We start from the raw sequence: 19,292 nt of genomic DNA, 5'->3' as shown, positions 1-19,292 counted from the left end.
TACGAAGGTAATGAAAGCAGTTGTAGGGTGGATTAGCGAAGCGACATCCACCATATTGCTGGTAAGCGAGCGGTGGATAGCACTCCATTTATCTACCCAACAAATTTTCATTCTGTTTTCCCCTGGAACCACCATGTCAGAAGCAAAAAACGAACTCGAAACCCTGCTTGAGCAGGCCGCCACTGAACCTGCTCATCGCCCGGCATTCTTCCGCGTGTTACTGGAATCCACCGTTTGGGTACCGGGAACCGCCGCTGAAGGCGAGGCCATTGACGCGGATAGTGCCGTTGAATTGCAACACTGGGAAAAAGACGATGGCACCTCAGTCATTCCGTTCTTCACTTCTGTTGAGGCGCTGCAACAAGCCATCAGCCACGAGCAGGCATTTGTCGTAATGCCAGTGCGCACCCTCTTCGAGATGACGCAGGGCGCGACGCTGTTTCTGAACGCTAAATTGCCAACTGGCAAAGAATTCACCCCGCGTGAAATCACCCATTTAATCAGTGATGAAAGCGACCCGTTAACTCAGCAAGAAGTGCTGGATGGTGGGACTTCTTTGCTGCTTTCCGAAGTGGCTGAACCGCCAGCACAAATGGTCGACTCCCTGACTACGCTGTTTAAAAACCTGAAAACCGTGAAGCGTGCGTTTATCTGCTCCATTAAAGAACGTGCAGACGAGCAGCCGAACCTGCTAATTGGCATTGAAGCAGAAGGGGAAATCGAAGCGATTATTCGCCAGGCGGGAAGTGTCGCGTCCGATACCTTACCGGGCGATGAACCGGTTGATGTTTGCCAGGTCGTAGAAGGCGAGAAAGGTATTAGCCACTTTATGATGGCTCACATCACACCTTTCTACGAACGCCGTTGGGGAAGTTTCCTGCGCGATTTCAAAACCAACCGCATTATTTGATGGTTTATGCTGTTGCCTGCAACAGCAGTAAATCAATCAGCATCACCAGATTCGACTCAAAAGACGTAATGCCTGCGGCTTCGGCCGCATAGTGAATCGCCTCGTCGTACAGTGCAAAATGCACGTCAGCCAGCCCTGATAAACTGTTTGGCGAAGCTCGCGTAAATGCCACAATCGACATTCCCACATTTTGCGCAATTCGCGCCTTATCCAACACCTGCTCAGTTTCACCGCTACGAGAAATGGCGATGAATACTTGATACTTCGAGGCATTACTTAGAAATATTCCCCGGCTATCGCCTGGCCCGGAAATAAAGGCAGTTTTTCCCAGCACCTGAAGTTTCTTTGTCAGATATTCCGCGAACAAATAAGAAAAACCAGCACCGTACAAAAAGAAGCTCTCTTTTTCGCGTAGCAATGCGGCGAACTGCGCCATTAATTCCGGCGTTACCCAACGGAATGTCTGGCGGTAATTATCGACAAACTGATCAAATAAAACCGGCAGTGCGGAAGCAGACTGGGCCGGCTGGTTAGCAATATGCGGAGTGCTGGAAAGTAGTTGCTTACAGTGCCAGATAAACTCGCTAAAACCGCTAAACCCTAGCTTTTGGCACAGGCGCATGATGGTCGCGCTGGAAACAAATGTCGCCTGGGCCAGTTCCCGCACCGTGATATTCCCCACCAGCAGCGGGTGGTTGGTCAGATGCGAGAGCACGCGATATTCAGCGCGGGTTAAAGATTCCCCGCGCTCAAGAAGACCAGCCAGTCGGTTGTCCATTATGGCGTTTGAGCAGGTTCGACAGGTAAATCTGCGCGTGCGCCCCATTCACTCCAGGAACCGTCGTACAGTGAAACACCGTTAACGCCCAGCGTGGTTAACGCCAGCACCACAACTGCGGCGGTAACGCCGGAGCCACAACTGGCGATAATCGGTTTTTCAAAGCTCACGCCCTGACGGGTGAAGATTTCATTGAGATCGTCAGTGGTTTTCAACTGGCCATTTTCAACCAGATCGTTCCACGGCACGTTGAAAGCACCAGGAATGTGCCCACGCCGTAAGCCGGGGCGCGGCTCGTCAACTTGCGCGTTAAAACGTGGAGCAGGGCGGGCATCAACAATTTGCGCAGTGCCTTCATGGCTAACCAGCAGAACATCGGTCAGGCGCTTAATAACCATTGGATCGAAATTCACGTCGAATTCACCTTCCGGTAATTTAACGTCACCCTGCTGTAGAGGCAGTTCTTCGCGCTGCCAGTCGGCCAGGCCGCCTGCAAGAATCGACACATTTTCAACACCGAAAGTACGCAGCATCCACCATGCTCGCGGTGCGGAGAACAGGTTGCCTTCATCGTAAACAACCAGATGTTTATCACTACTGATACCCAGCTCTCGCATGGCGACTGCAAAGGCTTCAGCACGCGGCATCATATGCGGCAGAGGGCTGGTGTGGTCAGAAAGGGCTTCAATATCGAAAAATATCGCGCGTGGCAGATGGCCAGCACGGTATTCGCCAGCGATATCCCGATGCTCCTGGCCTGGAGGCAACATGCGAGCATCAATAATCTGGATATTCTCATCATTAATATGTTCTGCGAGCCAGTCGCCTGCAACGAAGAAAGAAGTGGACATGGTTGCCTCCGAATGATTATTCACTATCGGATTGTCGGTGTTTTTTACCCAACCGACAAGCAACCATATCCACCGCTGCGAGGTGTCTCGTATTTATACCCGTCAGACTTCAAGCTGCAGGGGTGTTGGCTGCGCTCACTTACCCCAGTCACTTACTTAAGTAAGTGACTGGGGATAAGCTCCCTTGCCGCCTACCTGCAACTTGAATTATTTAGGTTACATCACAAAACTAAACCACTTTTTCGCCATCTTTCCATGCTTGTTGTAGTTTCGGCCAGTAATCGCGATTGGCTTCAATCATATCGTCGAGAATCGCTTTCGCATGCTGCATGGTTGGCACGGTGCGGTTAAGCGTAAACGCCTGTAATGCCTTCTCGTAACTGCCTTCGATGGTCGCTTCAACCAGCAGTTGTTCAGAGGCTAACTGCTGCATCAACAATGTCTGGTGGAACAGAGGAACCGCACCCATGCGTACCGGTTCTGGCCCTTCTGAAGTGATATAAGCTGGGACTTCAACCATTGCGTCATAAGGCAGGTTTGCAATCGCCCCTTTGTTTTCCACAATCACCAGATGGCGCTGGCGTAAATCAAAGGCCAGTGAACAGGCGACATCAACAATAAAGGCACCGTGTACGCCGACATGGAATGCGTCAGGCAAAATCCCGGTTTGCTTATATTCAGCGGCGGCAGAAAACAGTTTCTTCTCGCGCCCATCCATCACTTCGTTGGCACGAGTGTAATCAGGGTTTTGGTGCTCAACGATATCGTTTGGCATCAGGTAATACTGCAAATACGGGTTCGGCAGATATTCCGGGAAATGGTCCATAATCGGCTTAATGTGACGCCAGGTTTTCACCCATGACGGGTCGGAATGCTGCGGATCGGTTTGCGCGGCATCTTCTGTCAGCAGGCCAAACTTAGCGATATGGCGACGCAGCTCTGGCAGGCGGTCTTCACCATCAACCAGCACGCGGGTAAACCAGCCGAAATGGTTCAGGCCGAAGTAATCAACTTCGAGCTTGTGGCGATCAACTCCGAGGATGGCACCCATATTGCGCATTGCCGCAACCGGCATATCGCAAATATTTAAAACGCGAGCTTTCGGGCGCAGACGGCGAACCCCTTCAGCAACAATTGCCGCCGGGTTGGAATAGTTCACAATCCACGCTTTTTGATGGGCGTAACGCTCAACAAAATCACATAACTCGACCATCGGCAAAATGGTGCGCAAACCATATGCCAGCCCGCCTGGCCCGCAGGTTTCTTGCCCAACCACACCATGGCGTAGTGGGATTTTTTCATCCTGCTCACGCATCTTGTATTGCCCAACGCGCATTTGTGCGAAGACAAAATGGGCACCACTAAACGCCACTTCCGGGTCTGTAGTAACAGTGAATTTTATGCTTTGGCTATGGTCGCGAATGACTTTCTCAACCACCGGAGCAATGACTGACTGGCGCTCGCCATCAATATCGTAAAGGCGAATTTCAGATAACGGGAAATCGGCCAGGCGCACCATCAGGCTTTTAACAATGCCCGGCGTGTAAGTACTTCCGCCACCGGCAATGGACAAAATAAATGGGGGTTTAAACATCATTGACTCCTTTAGAGAAACGTCTCTACTGCTTCACGCATTTTTTTGACATGCAGCCCGTAGACCACCTGAACGTTATTACCTTGTTTAATCACCCCTTTCGCACCCGTTGATTTGAGGCGGGGTTCATCGATAATTGACACATCGCGTACCGTAACGCGCAGACGGGTGTAACAGTTGTCGACCACTTCAATATTCGCGCGGCCACCGAGGCCTTCGACAATCGCTTCACCCAAGCCATCATTGCTGCCTTTGGCTTGATATTCTTGTTTGCTATACAGTTTTGTCTCTTCTTCATCGCTTTCACGGCCTGGTGTTTTCATATCGAAACGACGAATCAGGAAGCGGAACACCAGGAAATAGATAACCGACATCGTCAGCCCGACGGCGATATACATCGGCCAGTTGGATTTTTCAGTGCCAAGCGGCAGGTTATAGAGAATGAAATCGATAATACCGTTGGCACCGATGGCGTGAACGCCCAGCAAATAGAACAGCATCATGCCGATGCCGGTCAGTACCGCATGCACGCCAAACAACAATGGGGCGACAAACAGGAAGGAAAACTCCAGTGGCTCCGTGACCCCAACCAGCATGGATGTCAGCGCAGCCGGGATGAGAATCGCTTTGGCCGCAGCTTTGCGTTCGGGTTTCGCCGTCATATACATGGCGAGTGCTGCCGCAGGGAGGCCGAACATTTTGCTGATTCCACGGGCGTCCCACACCACAGTGCTGCTCAGTTGATGCACGCTCGGGCAGGCCATTTCTGCAAAGTAAATATTGCGCGCGCCCTGGTAAATATTGCCGCAAACATCGGCCGTACCGCCTAATTCGGTATACAGGAATGGGGTATAAACAAGGTGATGCAGGCCCGTTGGTACCAGAATGCGTTCCAGGAAACCGTAGATGGCTACGCCAAACGCCCCGGCACCTTTAATCGCCAGCGCCAGTGCGCTGATGCCATGTTGAGCAAACGGCCAGAGTTCGCTCATCACTACGCCGAGTAACATTGAAACCGGCAGCATAATAATGGCGACAAAACAGTGACCGGAGTAAATCGCCATCGCACCAGAAAACTGTACGCTGGAATAGCGGTTGTATAAGTATCCCGATAGTGCGCCTGTGAGGATCCCAGCGAAAACGCCCATCTCAAGCACCTGGACACCCAACACCATGCTTTGCCCTGCGGCACGCATTTGGTCGGCAGGAGCCAGTTCGCCTTGAAGCTGTAACGTTACGTTCATCGCATTAATAAATACGATAAAAGTAACCAGACCAATTAATGCAGCATATCCTTTGTCTTTGGCCGCCAGACCAATGGGGATGCCGACGCCAAATACCAGCGCCAGGTTCGCCAAAACCGATACCGCTGATTTGGAGATGAGAACGCCCGTGTGTTGAATAGAGGAATGGCCAAGGAACGGTAAATATTCGGCCAGGTTGCCATTGCCCAATACATTACCAAACGCGATAAATAAACCGACGATGGGTAAAATAAGCACAGGCCCGTAGAGTGATTTTCCGAAGTTTTGTAGAGCGTTAACGGCACTTTTCATTTAGCAATCTCTTATTATCACTTTGGCTAAACACCGCGTTGAGGCAGCGACTCAGAGCGAAATGTAGCAAGGAAAAAGGCATGCGATCCATCTATCTTATTGTTTTAAAAACAAATGACTCAGAAGGTAACATGTAACCTTTCAGGCTGTGATCGCGCTTGCACTTTGACACGGTTTACTGATGAAACCGTTGCACGATGCCAGCTTCCCTTTGCGAGTGAGTACGCAATGCAGAATTTGGATACTTTCGTTTTTCTGATGAACCCGCATAATAGTTGTAGAACTTGGTGATTTAATGGGCCTTATCGGCCAGGGATAAAAATGAGATCAATTCGTCTGGTAGGACTGGCTGCAACGCTAATGGCTGCATTGGCGCTTACGGGCTGTGACAATAACGACAAATCAAAACCGGTGGCGAAGAGCGAAACTTCCGCTCAGCAACAGGTTGCTGCCCCTGTTAAGCCTGATGCCTCGCAGCTCGAAAAACTGGCGAAGGATTCTGCGGGCAAGCAGCTGAAATTGCTTGATGCCTCTGAAGTACAGCTTGATGGCGCAAGCACGTTGGTCCTCACATTCTCTATCCCTTTAGATCCCAACCAGGACTTCTCCCGGGTGGCGCATTTAGTCGATAAAACCAGTGGGAAAGTTGATGGCGCGTGGGAGCTTTCAGCCGACCTTAAAGAATTGCGTTTACGCCATCTCGAGCCGAAACGTGAACTGATTTTGACCGTTGATAGTGGGCTGCTTGCGCTCAATAAAGCGACATTCGATAGTAATTTTGAGAAGCAAATTTCAACCCGTGATATTCAACCGAGCGTTGGTTTTGCCAGCCGGGGGTCATTACTTCCCACTAAAGTTATTGCCGGTTTACCGGTCATGGCGCTCAACGTCGATAAAATTGATGTCAATTTCTACCGCATAAAAAGTGAATCACTAGGTTCCTTTATTAGCCAGTGGCAATACCGAAACTCAGTATCTAATTGGGAATCAGACAATTTATTAAAACTTGCTGACTTAGTTTACAGCGGCAGGTTCGATCTTAATCCTGCGCGTAATACCCGTGAAAAACTATTGCTACCGTTAGGCGAGATTAAACCGCTGCAACAGCCAGGCGTTTATATCGCGATTATGAATCAGGCGGGGCATTACAGTTACAGTAACGCGGCAACGTTGTTTACTTTGAGTGATATCGGGGTGTCAGCGCATCGTTACCATGACCGCCTGGATGTGTTTACTCAAAGCCTTGAAAATGGTGCTGCACAATCAAATGTCGAAATCACGTTGCTTGATGAAAAAGGGCACACGCTGGCACAGGCTAAGAGTAATGGCGATGGTCACGCGGTGCTTGAAAAAATAGAAAAAGGCACGTTGTTGCTGGCGAGAACAAGCGAGCAGACTACGATGCTGGACTTAAACCGCCCGGCGCTGGATCTGGCCGAGTTTAACATTGCTGGAGAACCCGGTTTCAGTAAGGAGCTGTTTATGTTTGGCCCGAGGGATCTCTACCGCCCTGGGGAAACAGTACTGTTGAATGCATTGTTACGTGATAGTGATGGGAAGGTATTACCAGCGCAGCCAGTAAAACTGGAAGTTGTAAAACCTGATGGTCAAGTCGCCAGAACGCAGGTCTGGAAATCAGAAAATGGCTTATATCAGTTCAGTTATCCGCTAAGCCAGGATGCACAAACGGGTAATTGGCAAGTGCGTGTAAATACGGGTGATAACCAGCCACGTATTTGGGCTTTTAAAGTTGAAGACTTCATGCCGGAGCGTATGGCTCTGAACATCACAAACCAATCGCAATCCATTGGCCCTGATGAGTCTGTGAGCTTCCAGATTGCCGGGCGGTATCTCTATGGTGCACCAGCCTCGGGGAACAGCTTGCAAGGGCAATTGTTCCTGCGTCCATTACGTGAAGCTGTATCGTCCTTACCAGGTTTCCAGTTTGGCGACATCAACGAGGAAAACCTCACCCGAAATCTTGATGAGGTTCAGCTTCAGCTTGATGAACAAGGCAAAACAACGGTAAGCACCGATAGCCAATGGGCAGATGTTCACTCTCCGTTACGGCTGGTGCTGCAAGCCAGCTTGCTGGAATCAGGTGGCCGTCCGGTAACACGCCGTGCTGAGCAAGCTATCTGGCCTGCTGAAGCACTGCCAGGCATTCGTCCTCAATTTGCTAGTAAAGAAATCTACGATTACCGCACTGACAGCACACGAATCCAACCGATAGTCGACGAGGACACGAACGCTGGTTTTGATATTGTTTATGCCAATGCTAAAGGTGAGAAACTGGCGGTTTCTGGTCTTGATGTGCGTTTAATTCGCGAACGTCGGGATTACTTCTGGAACTGGGAAGAGGGCCAGGGCTGGCAGTCGCAATACGATCAGAAAGATCTCGTAGAGGCTGAACAAAAACTGGATCTTGCCGCAGGTGAAACGGGCAAAGTGGCTTTCCCGGTTGAGTGGGGTTCCTACCGTCTGGAAGTTCGCGATCCTGACACTAATATCGTCAGCAGCATTCGCTTTTGGGCAGGCTACAGCTGGCAGGACAACAGCGATGGAGAGGGGGCTGTGCGCCCTGACCGTGTAACGCTGAAAATTGATAAACCGAGTTATAAGCCTGGTGACACCATCAATCTGCATATTTCTGCTCCGGCGGCTGGCAAAGGCTATGCAATGGTTGAATCCAGCGATGGCCCGCTGTGGTGGAAAGAAATTGATGTTCCGGAGAAAGGTCTGGATATCGCGATTCCGGTCGATAAAAGTTGGCAGCGGCATGATCTCTATCTCAGCACGCTTGTTATTCGACCTGGGGATAAGAGCCGCGCCTCCACGCCAAAACGTTCTGTTGGGATTTTGCATCTGCCACTGGGAGATGAAAGTCGCAGACTGGCGCTTTCTTTAGAAGCACCAGCCAAAATGCGTCCGAATCAAAACCTCACGGTAAAAGTAAAAACCAAGCCGATTAACGGTGAAATGCCAAAGCAAATTCATGTGCTGGTTTCAGCTGTTGATAGCGGCGTACTGAATATTACCGACTATAAAACCCCAGATCCGTGGGAAGCCTTCTTTGGCCGTAAACGTTATGGAGCGGATTTATACGATATCTATGGCCAGGTTATTGAGGGTGAAGGGCGGCTTGCAGCTTTACGTTTTGGTGGTGATGGCGATGAAGGTGACGAATTAAGCCGTGGCGGTAAAAAGCCGGTAAACCATGTCACTATCATTGCTCAGCAAGCTCAACCTGTACAACTGGATGAAAAGGGTGAAGGTACTGTCACGCTCCCTATTGGTGATTTTAATGGTGAGCTACGGGTAATGGCGCAAGCCTGGACCGATGACCATTTTGGTAACAGTGAGGAAAAAGTTGTTGTTGCGGCTCCGCTGGTTACTGAACTTGCAGCACCACGCTTTATGGCCAGTGGAGACAGCAGCCGCCTGGCTATGGATCTCACCAACCTGACAGACCAACCTCAACAACTCAGTATTAACCTGAAAACTACCGGCTTGATTGCGCTGAACTCTGCTTCAGTGCAATCCGTGACGTTATTACCAGGTGCGCGTAAAACCGTGTTTATTCCGGTTCGTGCATTGGACGGTTTCGGTGATGGGGAATTAACAGCACAAATTACTGGGCTTAGCTTGCCGGGTGAAACTTTTGCCGCACAGCAAAAACAGTGGAAATTAGGTGTCCGTCCTCCGTTCCCGGCGCAAAACATCAACAGTGGTGCGGTGCTTGCAGCGGGTGAAGTGTGGGATATTCCACCGCAGCATATTTCCGGCCTGGCACCAGCAACACTTGAAGGCCAGTTGCTATTGAGTGGTCGGCCGCCGCTAAACCTCGCCCGCTATATTCGTGAACTGAAAGCCTATCCATATGGCTGCCTGGAACAGACGACTAGTGGGTTGTTCCCGTCGCTTTATACCAACCAGGCACAGTTAGCAGCTCTGGGTATTACAGGAACTAGCGATGAACAGCGCCGCGCTGCAATCGACCTGGGGATTGCTCGCCTGCTGGATATGCAACGCGACAACGGCAGTTTTGGGCTATGGGATAAAGAAGGGCCAGAAGAATACTGGCTAACAGCGTATGTGACCGATTTCCTTGTTCGTGCGAGTGAGCAGGGTTATAGCGTTAATACTGATTCGCTAAATAAAGCTAACCAGCGCCTGCTACGTTATCTCCAGGATTCCGGAGTTATCGCTTTACGCTACAGCGATGATGCTGCTGCCAGTAAATTTGCTGTTCAAGCGTACGCCGCTCAGGTATTAGCCCGTCAGCAAAAAGCGCCATTGGGTGCCTTGCGTGAACTTTGGTTGCGCCATAGCAGCGCTCGTGCAGGCTTACCGCTGGTACAACTTGGTGTGGCATTGAAGTTGATGGGGGACGCACCACGAGGCGATGAAGCTATCAAGTTAGGTTTGCAAACCAGTCGTAGCGACGAGCGTATCTGGATGGCAGATTATGGCAGTGAGTTGCGTGACAAAGCGATGATGCTGAGCCTGCTGGAAGAGAACAAATTGCTACCAGAACAGCAGAATCAATTGCTGATGGACCTCTCTAATCTTGCATACAGCCAGCGCTGGCTTTCCACGCAGGAAAGTAATGCGTTGTTCCTGGCGGGTCGCAACTGGCAAACGGCGAAAGGGGATTGGCAGTCACAGGTATCTTTTGCAACCGATTCATTATCGGGTACTCAATCAGTGACTCGTAATTTGTCCGCTGAACAACTCGCTGGCCTACAGATTACTAATACCGGGACGGGTAATCTCTATCTTCGATTGGATACGGTTGGTTTTCCGCAGCAGGCTCCAGCGCCTTACAGCAACGTGTTGCATATTGAGCGCCATTTCCTTGATGCGAAAGGCAACAGCAAGTCGTTGTCAGAATTGAAAAGTGGTGAACTGGTGATGGTCTGGCTGGATGTATGGGCAGATAAAAATGTGCCTGATGCACTGGTGGTCGATTTGTTGCCTGCCGGGCTTGAGTTGGAAAACCAGAACCTTTCTGAAAGCAGCGCCAACCTGAGTGACAGTGATAGCCAGGTTCAGGGTCTGTTAACCCAGATGCAGCAGGCGGATATCCAGCATATGGAGTTCCGTGACGATCGCTTTGTTGCCGCGTTACCGCTCAATGAAGGGCAGCATGCGACCCTGGTTTATCTTGCTCGCGCTGTGACTCCGGGAAGCTATAACGTGCCGGTTTCGCAAGTGGAGTCGATGTATGTACCTCAGTGGCGGGCAACAGGAACCAGCACCGGCATGCTGACTGTTCATCCGTAACTGGCAAGGCAAAATGCTAAAGCCATTTCGCTGGCGGCATCGCTATTTCCTGGTGGTGCTGCCAATTATTTTATGTCTGGGGATTTGGCTGGCAGACAAGCTTTGGCCGCTGCCGCTTTCTCAGGCTAATCCCGCTCGAGTTGTCGTCGCGGCTGATGGTACTCCATTGTGGCGTTTCGCTGATGAGAACGGGATCTGGCGCTATCCGGTTACGTTAAACGATGTTTCACCTCGTTATCTCGAAGCCTTAATCAACTATGAAGATCGCTGGTTCTGGGATCATCCGGGAATTAATCCTCTATCGATTTTGCGTGCAGCCGGGCAGGATTTGCTTAGCGGCAAAGTGATTTCCGGTGGCAGTACATTGACGATGCAAGTCGCCCGCTTGCTTGACCCGCACCCTCGTACATTTGGGGGTAAAATCCGCCAGGTTTGGCGCGCTTTGCAACTCGAATGGCATCTATCGAAAGAACAAATTCTCACGCTCTACCTTAACCGCGCACCGTTTGGCGGGACGTTACAGGGAGTGGGGGCTGCCAGTTGGGTTTACCTCGGAAAATCCCCGCAACACCTGAGTTATGCTGAAGCCGCTTTACTGGCGGTTCTTCCGCAAGCACCAAGCCGTTTGCGCCCGGATCGCTGGCCTGAGAGAGCTCAAGCCGCACGTAACAAAGTTCTTATGCGTATGGCTGAGCAAGCCGTCTGGGAGCCACAGCAGGTAAAAGAATCTCTCGAAGAACCGGTATGGCTGGTGCCACGGCAAATGCCGCAATTGGCCCCGTTGCTTTCACGCTATTTGGTGAATCGCAGCAAAGATCAGAAAATAACGACGACGCTCGATGCGCCATTGCAGCGCCAGTTGGAAGAACTGGCACTCAACTGGAAAGCTCAGCTCCCGCCTCGCTCATCAATGGCGATACTGGTCGTCGATCACACCACGATGGAAGTGCGTGGCTGGGTAGGTTCAGCCGATATCACCGATCAAAGCCGTTTCGGGCACGTCGATATGGTGACTGCCATTCGTTCGCCCGGATCGGTGCTGAAACCCTTTGTTTATGGTCTGGCGCTGGATGATGGGCTGATTCACGCCACGTCATTGTTACAGGACGTGCCGCGCCGCTTTGGTGATTATCGGCCAGGGAATTTTGATACCGGTTTTCATGGCCCGGTGAGTATGAGTGAAGCGTTGGTGCGTTCGCTTAATCTCCCGGCAGTTCAGGTGCTAGAAGCGTACGGCCCTAAACGTTTTGCCGCGCAATTGCGGAACATTGGTTTGGATTTGCGCTTCCCGCAAGGCAGTGAACCTAATCTCTCGCTGATCCTTGGCGGCGGCGGTGCGCGTCTTGATCAGATTGTCGCCGCATATAGCGCTTTTGCTCGCCATGGTCGAGCCGCGCAGTTACGTTTACAGCCAGAGCAACCATTAGTCGAACGCCCCTTGATGTCGGCTGGTGCTGCCTGGATTATTCGCCGCATTCTTGCGGGAGAGGCGCAGCCGCAGCCCGATGCCACATTGCCAGCAATCGTGCCTTTAGCCTGGAAAACAGGCACCAGTTATGGATATCGAGATGCGTGGGCAGTTGGAATTAATCCACGTTATGTGATTGGTATCTGGACAGGGCGCCCGGATAGCACACCGGTTGCGGGGCAGTTTGGCTTAGGAAGTGCTGTACCGCTACTTAATCAGGTTAACAACTTACTACAAGCCAGTTCCGCGGTGCAGCAGGCGCGTCTGCCGGTTGACCCTCGTCCGCCTTCTGTTTCCGAAGGGCAAATTTGCTGGCCGGGTGGGCAGAACTTGCCAGCCACAGACCGTAATTGTCGGCGCAGATTAACGGGCTGGTTACTCGATAACAGCGAGCCGCCCACGCTTGAAGCACCGGGCCAGGAAGGGATACAGGGGTTAAGAAAGGTCATCTGGTTAGATGAACAGGGAAAACGCGTGGCTGCTGATTGCTCGGGAGCCAGACAGCAGATTATCTCTTTGTGGCCGCTACCGCTTGAACCATGGTTACCGATAAGTGAAAGACGTACGGCCCGTTTGCCGGAAGTGTCAGAACAATGCCCGCCCCAGCAGAAAGATGAAGTTACGCCTTTATTGTTGTTAGGGGTTCGCGAGGGCGCTATTTTGAAGCGTCTTCCCGGTGAGTTGCGTTTACCGCTTCGTTTAAGTGCTCAGGGAGGACAGGGCGATCGCTGGTGGTTTTTGAACGGTGAACCGGTCAATGGAAATATTAGCGGAATCGCACTAAATCTGGATAAACCGGGAGCGTACCAGGTTTTGGTTCTTGATGAAGCTGGGCAGATTGCCGCGGCTCATTTTGTATTGCAGTAGAGCATTAGTCTAATTTTTAGGCGTTTGCCTTAAAAATGTTGCCGATATTCATCTTATTTTAAAAAAATGTTACCCGCATCCATAGGCAACGCGAGACTTGCTCATTATAATCGGCGCCAAATCATAACCGGTAATCCCTACAGGGTCCGGGCAAACAGAACAGACACAGAGGTAATCATGGCTATTGAACGTACTTTTTCCATCATCAAACCAAACGCGGTGGCAAAAAACGTTATTGGTAATATTTATGCTCGTTTTGAGTCCGCAGGGTTTAAGATTGTTGGTGCAAAAATGCTGCACCTGACTTCTGAACAGGCTCAGGGTTTCTATGCTGAGCACGAAGGCAAGCCTTTCTTCGACGGTCTGGTTGCATTCATGACTTCCGGCCCAATCATGGTTAGCGTACTGGAAGGCGAAAATGCCGTTCAGCGTCACCGTGACATCCTGGGTGCAACAAATCCGGCTAACGCTTTGGCTGGTACTCTGCGTGCAGATTACGCTGACAGCTTCACCGAAAACGGCACTCACGGTTCTGATTCTGCTGAATCTGCTGCGCGTGAAATCGCTTATTTCTTCGCGGAAGGCGAAGTTTGCCCACGCACTCGCTAATAAGCATTAACTGTTAAGCGACAGTTACATTTTATTTGTATGTACGTCGCTTTCAGCCATGGCTTCTGTGCCATAGAATTTGTACAATGCTACGCCCCGGATGAGCTTGCTCTTCGGGGCGTATCTTTTTAACCCACCTGGGGCCGTAACGTGTAACAACGAGGCCGGAAGAAATTATGTCAGAGCAAATTGTCACTCCTGAGACACCAGTTTCAGTCGTTTCCAACAAGTCCGAAAAAATTAACCTGTTGGACCTTAACCGCCAGCAACTGCGTGAGTTCTTTGCCGAAATGGGCGAAAAACCATTCCGCGCCGATCAGGTCATGAAATGGATGTATCACTATTGCAGTGATGACTTCGATGAAATGACTGACATCAACAAAGTTCTGCGTAACAGACTTAAAGAAGTCGCTGAAATCCGCGCTCCTGAAGTTGCCGAAGAACAGCGTTCTGCCGATGGCACCATTAAATGGGCAATCCGCATAGCTGACCAGCTCGTTGAAACGGTGTATATCCCTGAAGAAGACCGCGCCACACTGTGCGTTTCTTCCCAGGTTGGGTGTGCTCTGGAATGTAAATTCTGCTCAACAGCTCAGCAAGGCTTCAACCGTAACCTGCGTGTTTCTGAAATCATCGGTCAGGTATGGCGTGCGGCGAAAATTATCGGCGCGCAAAAGAAAACTGGCGTACGTCCTATTACCAACGTCGTGATGATGGGCATGGGTGAACCGTTGCTGAATCTCAACAACGTGGTTCCAGCAATGGAAATCATGCTTGATGACTTTGGTTTCGGGCTTTCCAAACGTCGCGTTACGCTTTCTACTTCAGGTGTGGTTCCGGCGTTGGATAAGTTGGGCGACATGATTGATGTGGCATTAGCCATTTCTCTGCATGCTCCGACCGACGAAATTCGCGACCAGATTATGCCAATCAACAAAAAGTACAACATCGAGACTTTCCTGTCCTCTGTGCGTCGTTATCTGGAGAAATCCAACGCCAATCAGGGCCGTGTCACTGTGGAATACGTTCTGCTGGATCACGTCAACGATGGTACTGAGCATGCGCATCAATTGGCAGAATGCCTGAAAGATACGCCATGTAAAATTAACTTGATCCCATGGAACCCGTTCCCTGGGGCACCATATGGCCGTAGCTCCAACAGCCGTATCGACCGTTTCTCAAAAGTATTAATGAGTTACGGCTTCACTACCATCGTGCGTAAAACGCGTGGCGATGATATTGACGCGGCTTGTGGTCAGCTGGCTGGCGAAGTGATTGACCGCACCAAACGTACGTTACGTAAGCGTATGCAAGGTGAACCTATTGATGTTAAAGCAGTCTGATAAACTATTGCGCTAGTCAGATAAGAACCCTGTGGCAGTGATGCTGCGGGGTTCTAAAAACACATAGTTATATCTTGCAGTTATGCAAGTTTGGCTAGTGACTTTAAGATTAATAATTACGGTGCGTTTCACCGTACTTTAAGGCAGTATGTAACGGTACAACAATAGTTTAGGCGCATCTATTTAAGCCATCGCTGGTCGCAATTGACTGACAACATTAAAAATGGTGTCTATGGTTAACTCATCAGTGATTAAGTCGTTCACAAAATGCAGCATATTTATGTGAACAAGTAGTTTGAGCTGAATGTTATGTTGTCTGGAGTTTTACCTTCCAGAACACAGATTTGTTTCGCGAAGCGGGAGTGCGTGGTCAAGCGGAAACGCTGTGCTACAAGACTCCTGCCTAATTCCTCAATCGAACAGTCCCAGCAATTGTAGCTAATGAATACTGAAGCCACTCACGAATCAAATGCAGAAAAAACCACGGGTGAACGTTTACGTGTTGCCCGTGAAGAACTCGGTCTTAGCCAACAAGCCGTGGCCGAACGCCTGTGCCTGAAAGTTTCTACCGTTCGGGATATTGAAGATGACAAGGCACCTGCCGAGTTAGCGTCTACCTTCCTGCGTGGTTATATCCGTTCTTATGCACGTCTTGTGCGTATTCCGGAAGAAGAACTGTTGCCAATGATGGAAAAACAGGCACCTATCAGGGCTGCTAAAGTGGCTCCGATGCAAAGTTTTTCACTGGGGAAACGCCGTAAGAAACGTGACGGTTGGCTGATGAGCTTTACCTGGCTCGTGTTGTTTGTCGTTGTCGGCCTGACAGGTGCATGGTGGTGGCAAAACCACAAAGCGCAGCAGGAAGAGATTTCGACTATGGCCGATCAATCTTCAGCTGAACTTTCTGCCAGCAACAGCAACTCTCAGTCAGTACCTTTAACTACCAGCGATTCATCTACTGCTGATACTTCTGCACAGCAACCTGTGCAGACTCCAGCGGCATCGCAGCCTGCTCCAGTGACTGACTCAGCATCAAATCAGGCTCCGGCAGCAACGGCTCAGCAAACCACTACAGCGGATTCTTCCGCAGTAGTGGCACCAAGCCAGGCACCTGTAGATAATGCGCAAGCCACTGCAACACCAACGGCTCCGGCGCAAAATGCCGCACTCCCTACCGATCAGGCTGCTGTGACTACGGCTCCTGCAGCTGACCCGAATGCATTAGTGATGAACTTTAACGCCGATTGCTGGCTTGAAGTGACTGACGCAACCGGCAAGAAATTGTTCAGCGGTATGCAGCGTAAAGATGGCAATTTGAATTTAGCCGGTCAGGCACCGTATAAGTTGAAAATTGGTGCTCCAGCTGCGGTTCAGATTCAATTCCAGGGTAAACCTGTCGATTTGAGTCGCTTTATCAGAACTAGCCAGGTTGCACGTCTGACAGTAAGTGCTGAATAATCGCAGCCAGCATGACGCGTAATTGTGGAGATTTATAATGCATAATCAAGCCCCAATTCAACGTAGAAAATCCAAGCGGATCTACGTAGGGAATGTGCCAATCGGCGACGGGGCACCGATCGCCGTTCAGTCTATGACCAACACCCGTACTACGGATGTTGAAGCTACTGTTAACCAGATTAGAGCCTTAGAAAGAGTTGGGGCAGATATCGTTCGTATATCCGTGCCAACAATGGACGCAGCAGAAGCGTTCAAGCTCATCAAACAGCAGGTCAACGTCCCGTTGGTCGCTGATATCCATTTTGACTATCGTATCGCCCTCAAAGTTGCTGAGTATGGCGTCGATTGCTTACGCATCAACCCTGGCAACATTGGCAACGAAGAGCGTATTCGCGCCGTTGTAGATTGTGCCCGGGATAAAAATATTCCGATCCGTATCGGTGTTAACGCCGGATCGCTGGAAAAAGATCTGCAAGAGAAGTATGGCGAGCCAACGCCCCAGGCGTTGTTAGAATCAGCGCTGCGTCATGTCGATCATCTGGATCGTCTCAACTTTGATCAGTTCAAAGTGAGCGTAAAAGCCTCCGACGTTTTTCTGGCGGTTGAATCCTATCGTTTACTGGCTAAGCAAATTGATCAACCGCTGCATCTTGGGATCACCGAAGCTGGCGGCATGCGTAGCGGATCAGTGAAATCGGCGATTGGCCTCGGCTTACTGCTTTCCGAAGGCATCGGTGACACGCTGCGCGTATCACTGGCTGCCGATCCGGTTGAAGAGATCAAGGTCGGTTTCGACATTCTGAAATCTTTGCGAATCCGTGCTCGCGGTATTAACTTTATCGCCTGCCCAACGTGTTCACGCCAGGAGTTCGATGTTATTGGTACCGTGAACGCTCTCGAAGAGCGCCTGGAAGACATCATCACGCCAATGGATGTTTCAATTATTGGTTGTGTGGTGAACGGGCCGGGCGAAGCGCTGGTTTCCACTTTGGGCGTGACCGGTGGCCACAAAATGAGTGGTTTCTACGAAGACGGTGTGCGTCAGCGCGAGCGAATGGATAACGAAAACATGATTGCGCAGCTTGAAGCGCGTATTCGTGCCAAGGCTTCCATGCTTGATGAATCGCAGCGGATTAGTATCCAGCAGTTGGAAAAATAGAGCGAAACATGGGAAGCATTCGGCTTCCCGTGTATGATTGAACCCGCCAGACGTTTTGCTAAAGCAAGCAGTCTGATTTCGGGTTCATTTTTTGTATAAATTCGGTAGAGAATAAACGTGGCAAAAAACATTCAAGCCATCCGCGGCATGAACGATTACCTGCCTGGCGAAACCGCCATTTGGCAGCGCATTGAAGGCATTCTGAAACAGGTGCTCGGCAGCTACGGTTACAGTGAAATCCGTTTGCCGATTGTAGAGCAGACCCCGTTATTCAAACGCGCAATCGGTGAAGTGACCGACGTGGTTGAAAAAGAGATGTATACCTTTGAGGACCGCAACGGCGATAGCCTGACTCTGCGTCCTGAAGGCACCGCGGGCTGCGTGCGTGCCGGTATCGAACATGGTCTTCTGTACAATCAGGAACAGCGCTTGTGGTACATCGGGCCGATGTTCCGCCATGAGCGTCCGCAAAAAGGGCGTTACCGCCAGTTCAATCAGCTGGGTGTCGAAGTATTTGGTCTGCAAGGGCCAGATATTGATGCTGAGCTTATCATGCTGACTGCTCGCTGGTGGCGTGCATTGGGTATCGACCAGCACGTAAGTCTGGAACTGAACTCAATTGGTTCGCTAGAAGCGCGTGCTAACTACCGTGATGCGCTGGTCGCGTTCCTGGAGCAGCATAAAGAGAAGCTTGACGAAGATTGTCAGCGTCGCATGTACAGCAACCCATTGCGCGTACTGGACTCTAAAAATCCTGAAGTTCAGGCTCTGCTGGATGATGCGCCGACGCTTGGCGACTATCTGGACGAAGAGTCCCGTGAGCATTTCGCAGGGCTGTGCCAATACCTGGATGCTGCTGGTATCGCGTATACCGTGAATCAGCGCCTGGTACGCGGTCTGGATTACTACAACCGCACCGTTTTCGAATGGGTGACAAGCAGCCTGGGTTCCCAAGGCACCGTTTGCGCGGGTGGCCGTTACGACGGTTTGGTCGAGCAACTGGGGGGCCGTGCGGCACCTGCTGTTGGCTTCGCCATGGGTCTGGAACGACTTGTTTTACTGGTTCAAGCTATCAACCCGGAATTTAAAGCAGAATCTGTTGTCGATATTTACCTGATATCGTCAGGTCAGGGAACGCAAGCGGCAGCGATGCTGTTAGCTGAGCAATTACGTGATCAGGTCCCGGCTATTAAGCTGATGACCAACTATGGCGGTGGCAACTTCAAGAAGCAGTTCGTCCGTGCTGATAAGTGGGGCGCTTGTGTAGCTCTGGTGCTGGGCGAAACCGAAGTTGCAAGTGGTCAGGTCGTCGTGAAGGATCTGCGCACAGGTGAGCAAACTACCGTTGAGCAAGTAAACGCGGTCGCTCATTTGCAGGCGCTACTGGGTTAATTTCCCCGGTGATAAATCGTT

Annotated in this window: 12 protein-coding genes; 8 read left to right on the top strand and 4 right to left on the bottom strand. The window is 50.7% G+C overall.

Going from position 1 to position 19,292, the window contains the following annotated elements:
* Positions 1-133: 133 nt before the first annotated feature.
* Positions 134-910, top strand: a complete 777-nt coding sequence (gene sseB, locus LVQ76_RS18195; RefSeq protein WP_232922202.1) for an enhanced serine sensitivity protein SseB — start codon at positions 134-136, stop codon at positions 908-910.
* A 4-nt stretch (positions 911-914) separates the two neighbouring features.
* Here sseB and LVQ76_RS18190 read toward each other — a convergent pair whose 3' ends face one another.
* The 4 genes from LVQ76_RS18190 to LVQ76_RS18175 form a co-directional block, all read right to left on the bottom strand.
* Positions 915-1,688 (bottom strand): MurR/RpiR family transcriptional regulator, encoded by a 774-nt coding sequence (locus tag LVQ76_RS18190; RefSeq protein ID WP_232866095.1) that lies wholly within the window; start codon positions 1,686-1,688, stop codon positions 915-917.
* On the bottom strand, positions 1,688-2,539 hold the full coding sequence (sseA, locus tag LVQ76_RS18185; RefSeq protein ID WP_232922201.1) for a 3-mercaptopyruvate sulfurtransferase: 852 nt from the start codon (positions 2,537-2,539) through the stop codon (positions 1,688-1,690). The genes LVQ76_RS18190 and sseA overlap by 1 nt, the downstream gene beginning before the upstream one ends.
* 229 nt (positions 2,540-2,768) lie before the next feature.
* Positions 2,769-4,133, bottom strand: a complete 1,365-nt coding sequence (locus tag LVQ76_RS18180) for a 6-phospho-alpha-glucosidase (RefSeq protein WP_232905024.1) — start codon at positions 4,131-4,133, stop codon at positions 2,769-2,771.
* An 11-nt stretch (positions 4,134-4,144) separates the two neighbouring features.
* Positions 4,145-5,689, bottom strand: a complete 1,545-nt coding sequence (locus tag LVQ76_RS18175) for a PTS transporter subunit EIIC (RefSeq protein ID WP_232922200.1) — start codon at positions 5,687-5,689, stop codon at positions 4,145-4,147.
* 321 nt (positions 5,690-6,010) lie between these two features.
* Between LVQ76_RS18175 and LVQ76_RS18170 the strand changes: the two genes are divergently transcribed.
* The 7 genes from LVQ76_RS18170 (at position 6,011) to hisS (ending at position 19,271) form a co-directional block, all read left to right on the top strand.
* A complete protein-coding gene (locus tag LVQ76_RS18170) occupies positions 6,011-10,975 on the top strand; it encodes an alpha-2-macroglobulin family protein (protein WP_232922199.1) in 4,965 nt (1,654 codons plus the stop codon).
* A 13-nt stretch (positions 10,976-10,988) separates the two neighbouring features.
* Positions 10,989-13,310: a peptidoglycan glycosyltransferase PbpC gene (pbpC, locus tag LVQ76_RS18165; RefSeq protein ID WP_232922198.1), complete on the top strand. Its 2,322-nt coding sequence runs from the start codon at positions 10,989-10,991 to the stop codon at positions 13,308-13,310.
* A gap of 177 nt (positions 13,311-13,487) precedes the next feature.
* A complete protein-coding gene (gene ndk / locus LVQ76_RS18160) occupies positions 13,488-13,919 on the top strand; it encodes a nucleoside-diphosphate kinase (RefSeq protein WP_064513049.1) in 432 nt (143 codons plus the stop codon).
* A 176-nt stretch (positions 13,920-14,095) separates the two neighbouring features.
* Positions 14,096-15,262 carry a dual-specificity RNA methyltransferase RlmN gene (gene rlmN / locus LVQ76_RS18155; protein ID WP_151995793.1) on the top strand — a complete coding sequence of 389 codons (1,167 nt, stop codon included), beginning with the start codon at positions 14,096-14,098 and terminating at the stop codon, positions 15,260-15,262.
* A 441-nt stretch (positions 15,263-15,703) separates the two neighbouring features.
* Positions 15,704-16,720 (top strand): cytoskeleton protein RodZ, encoded by a 1,017-nt coding sequence (rodZ, locus tag LVQ76_RS18150; protein WP_232905021.1) that lies wholly within the window; start codon positions 15,704-15,706, stop codon positions 16,718-16,720.
* Between the two features lie 37 nt (positions 16,721-16,757).
* A complete protein-coding gene (ispG, locus tag LVQ76_RS18145) occupies positions 16,758-17,879 on the top strand; it encodes a flavodoxin-dependent (E)-4-hydroxy-3-methylbut-2-enyl-diphosphate synthase (RefSeq protein WP_232866109.1) in 1,122 nt (373 codons plus the stop codon).
* Between the two features lie 117 nt (positions 17,880-17,996).
* Entirely contained in the window at positions 17,997-19,271 is a 1,275-nt protein-coding gene (gene hisS / locus LVQ76_RS18140) for a histidine--tRNA ligase (RefSeq protein ID WP_232905020.1), read from the top strand.
* Positions 19,272-19,292: the final 21 nt, after the last annotated feature.

Origin of the sequence: Buttiauxella cochleicola, from assembly GCF_021283185.1 — a bacterium.
Lineage (GTDB): Bacteria > Pseudomonadota > Gammaproteobacteria > Enterobacterales > Enterobacteriaceae > Buttiauxella > Buttiauxella massiliensis.
The sequence above is the reverse complement of the archived record's forward strand: the minus strand, read 5'-3'. Positions and strand labels throughout refer to the sequence as shown.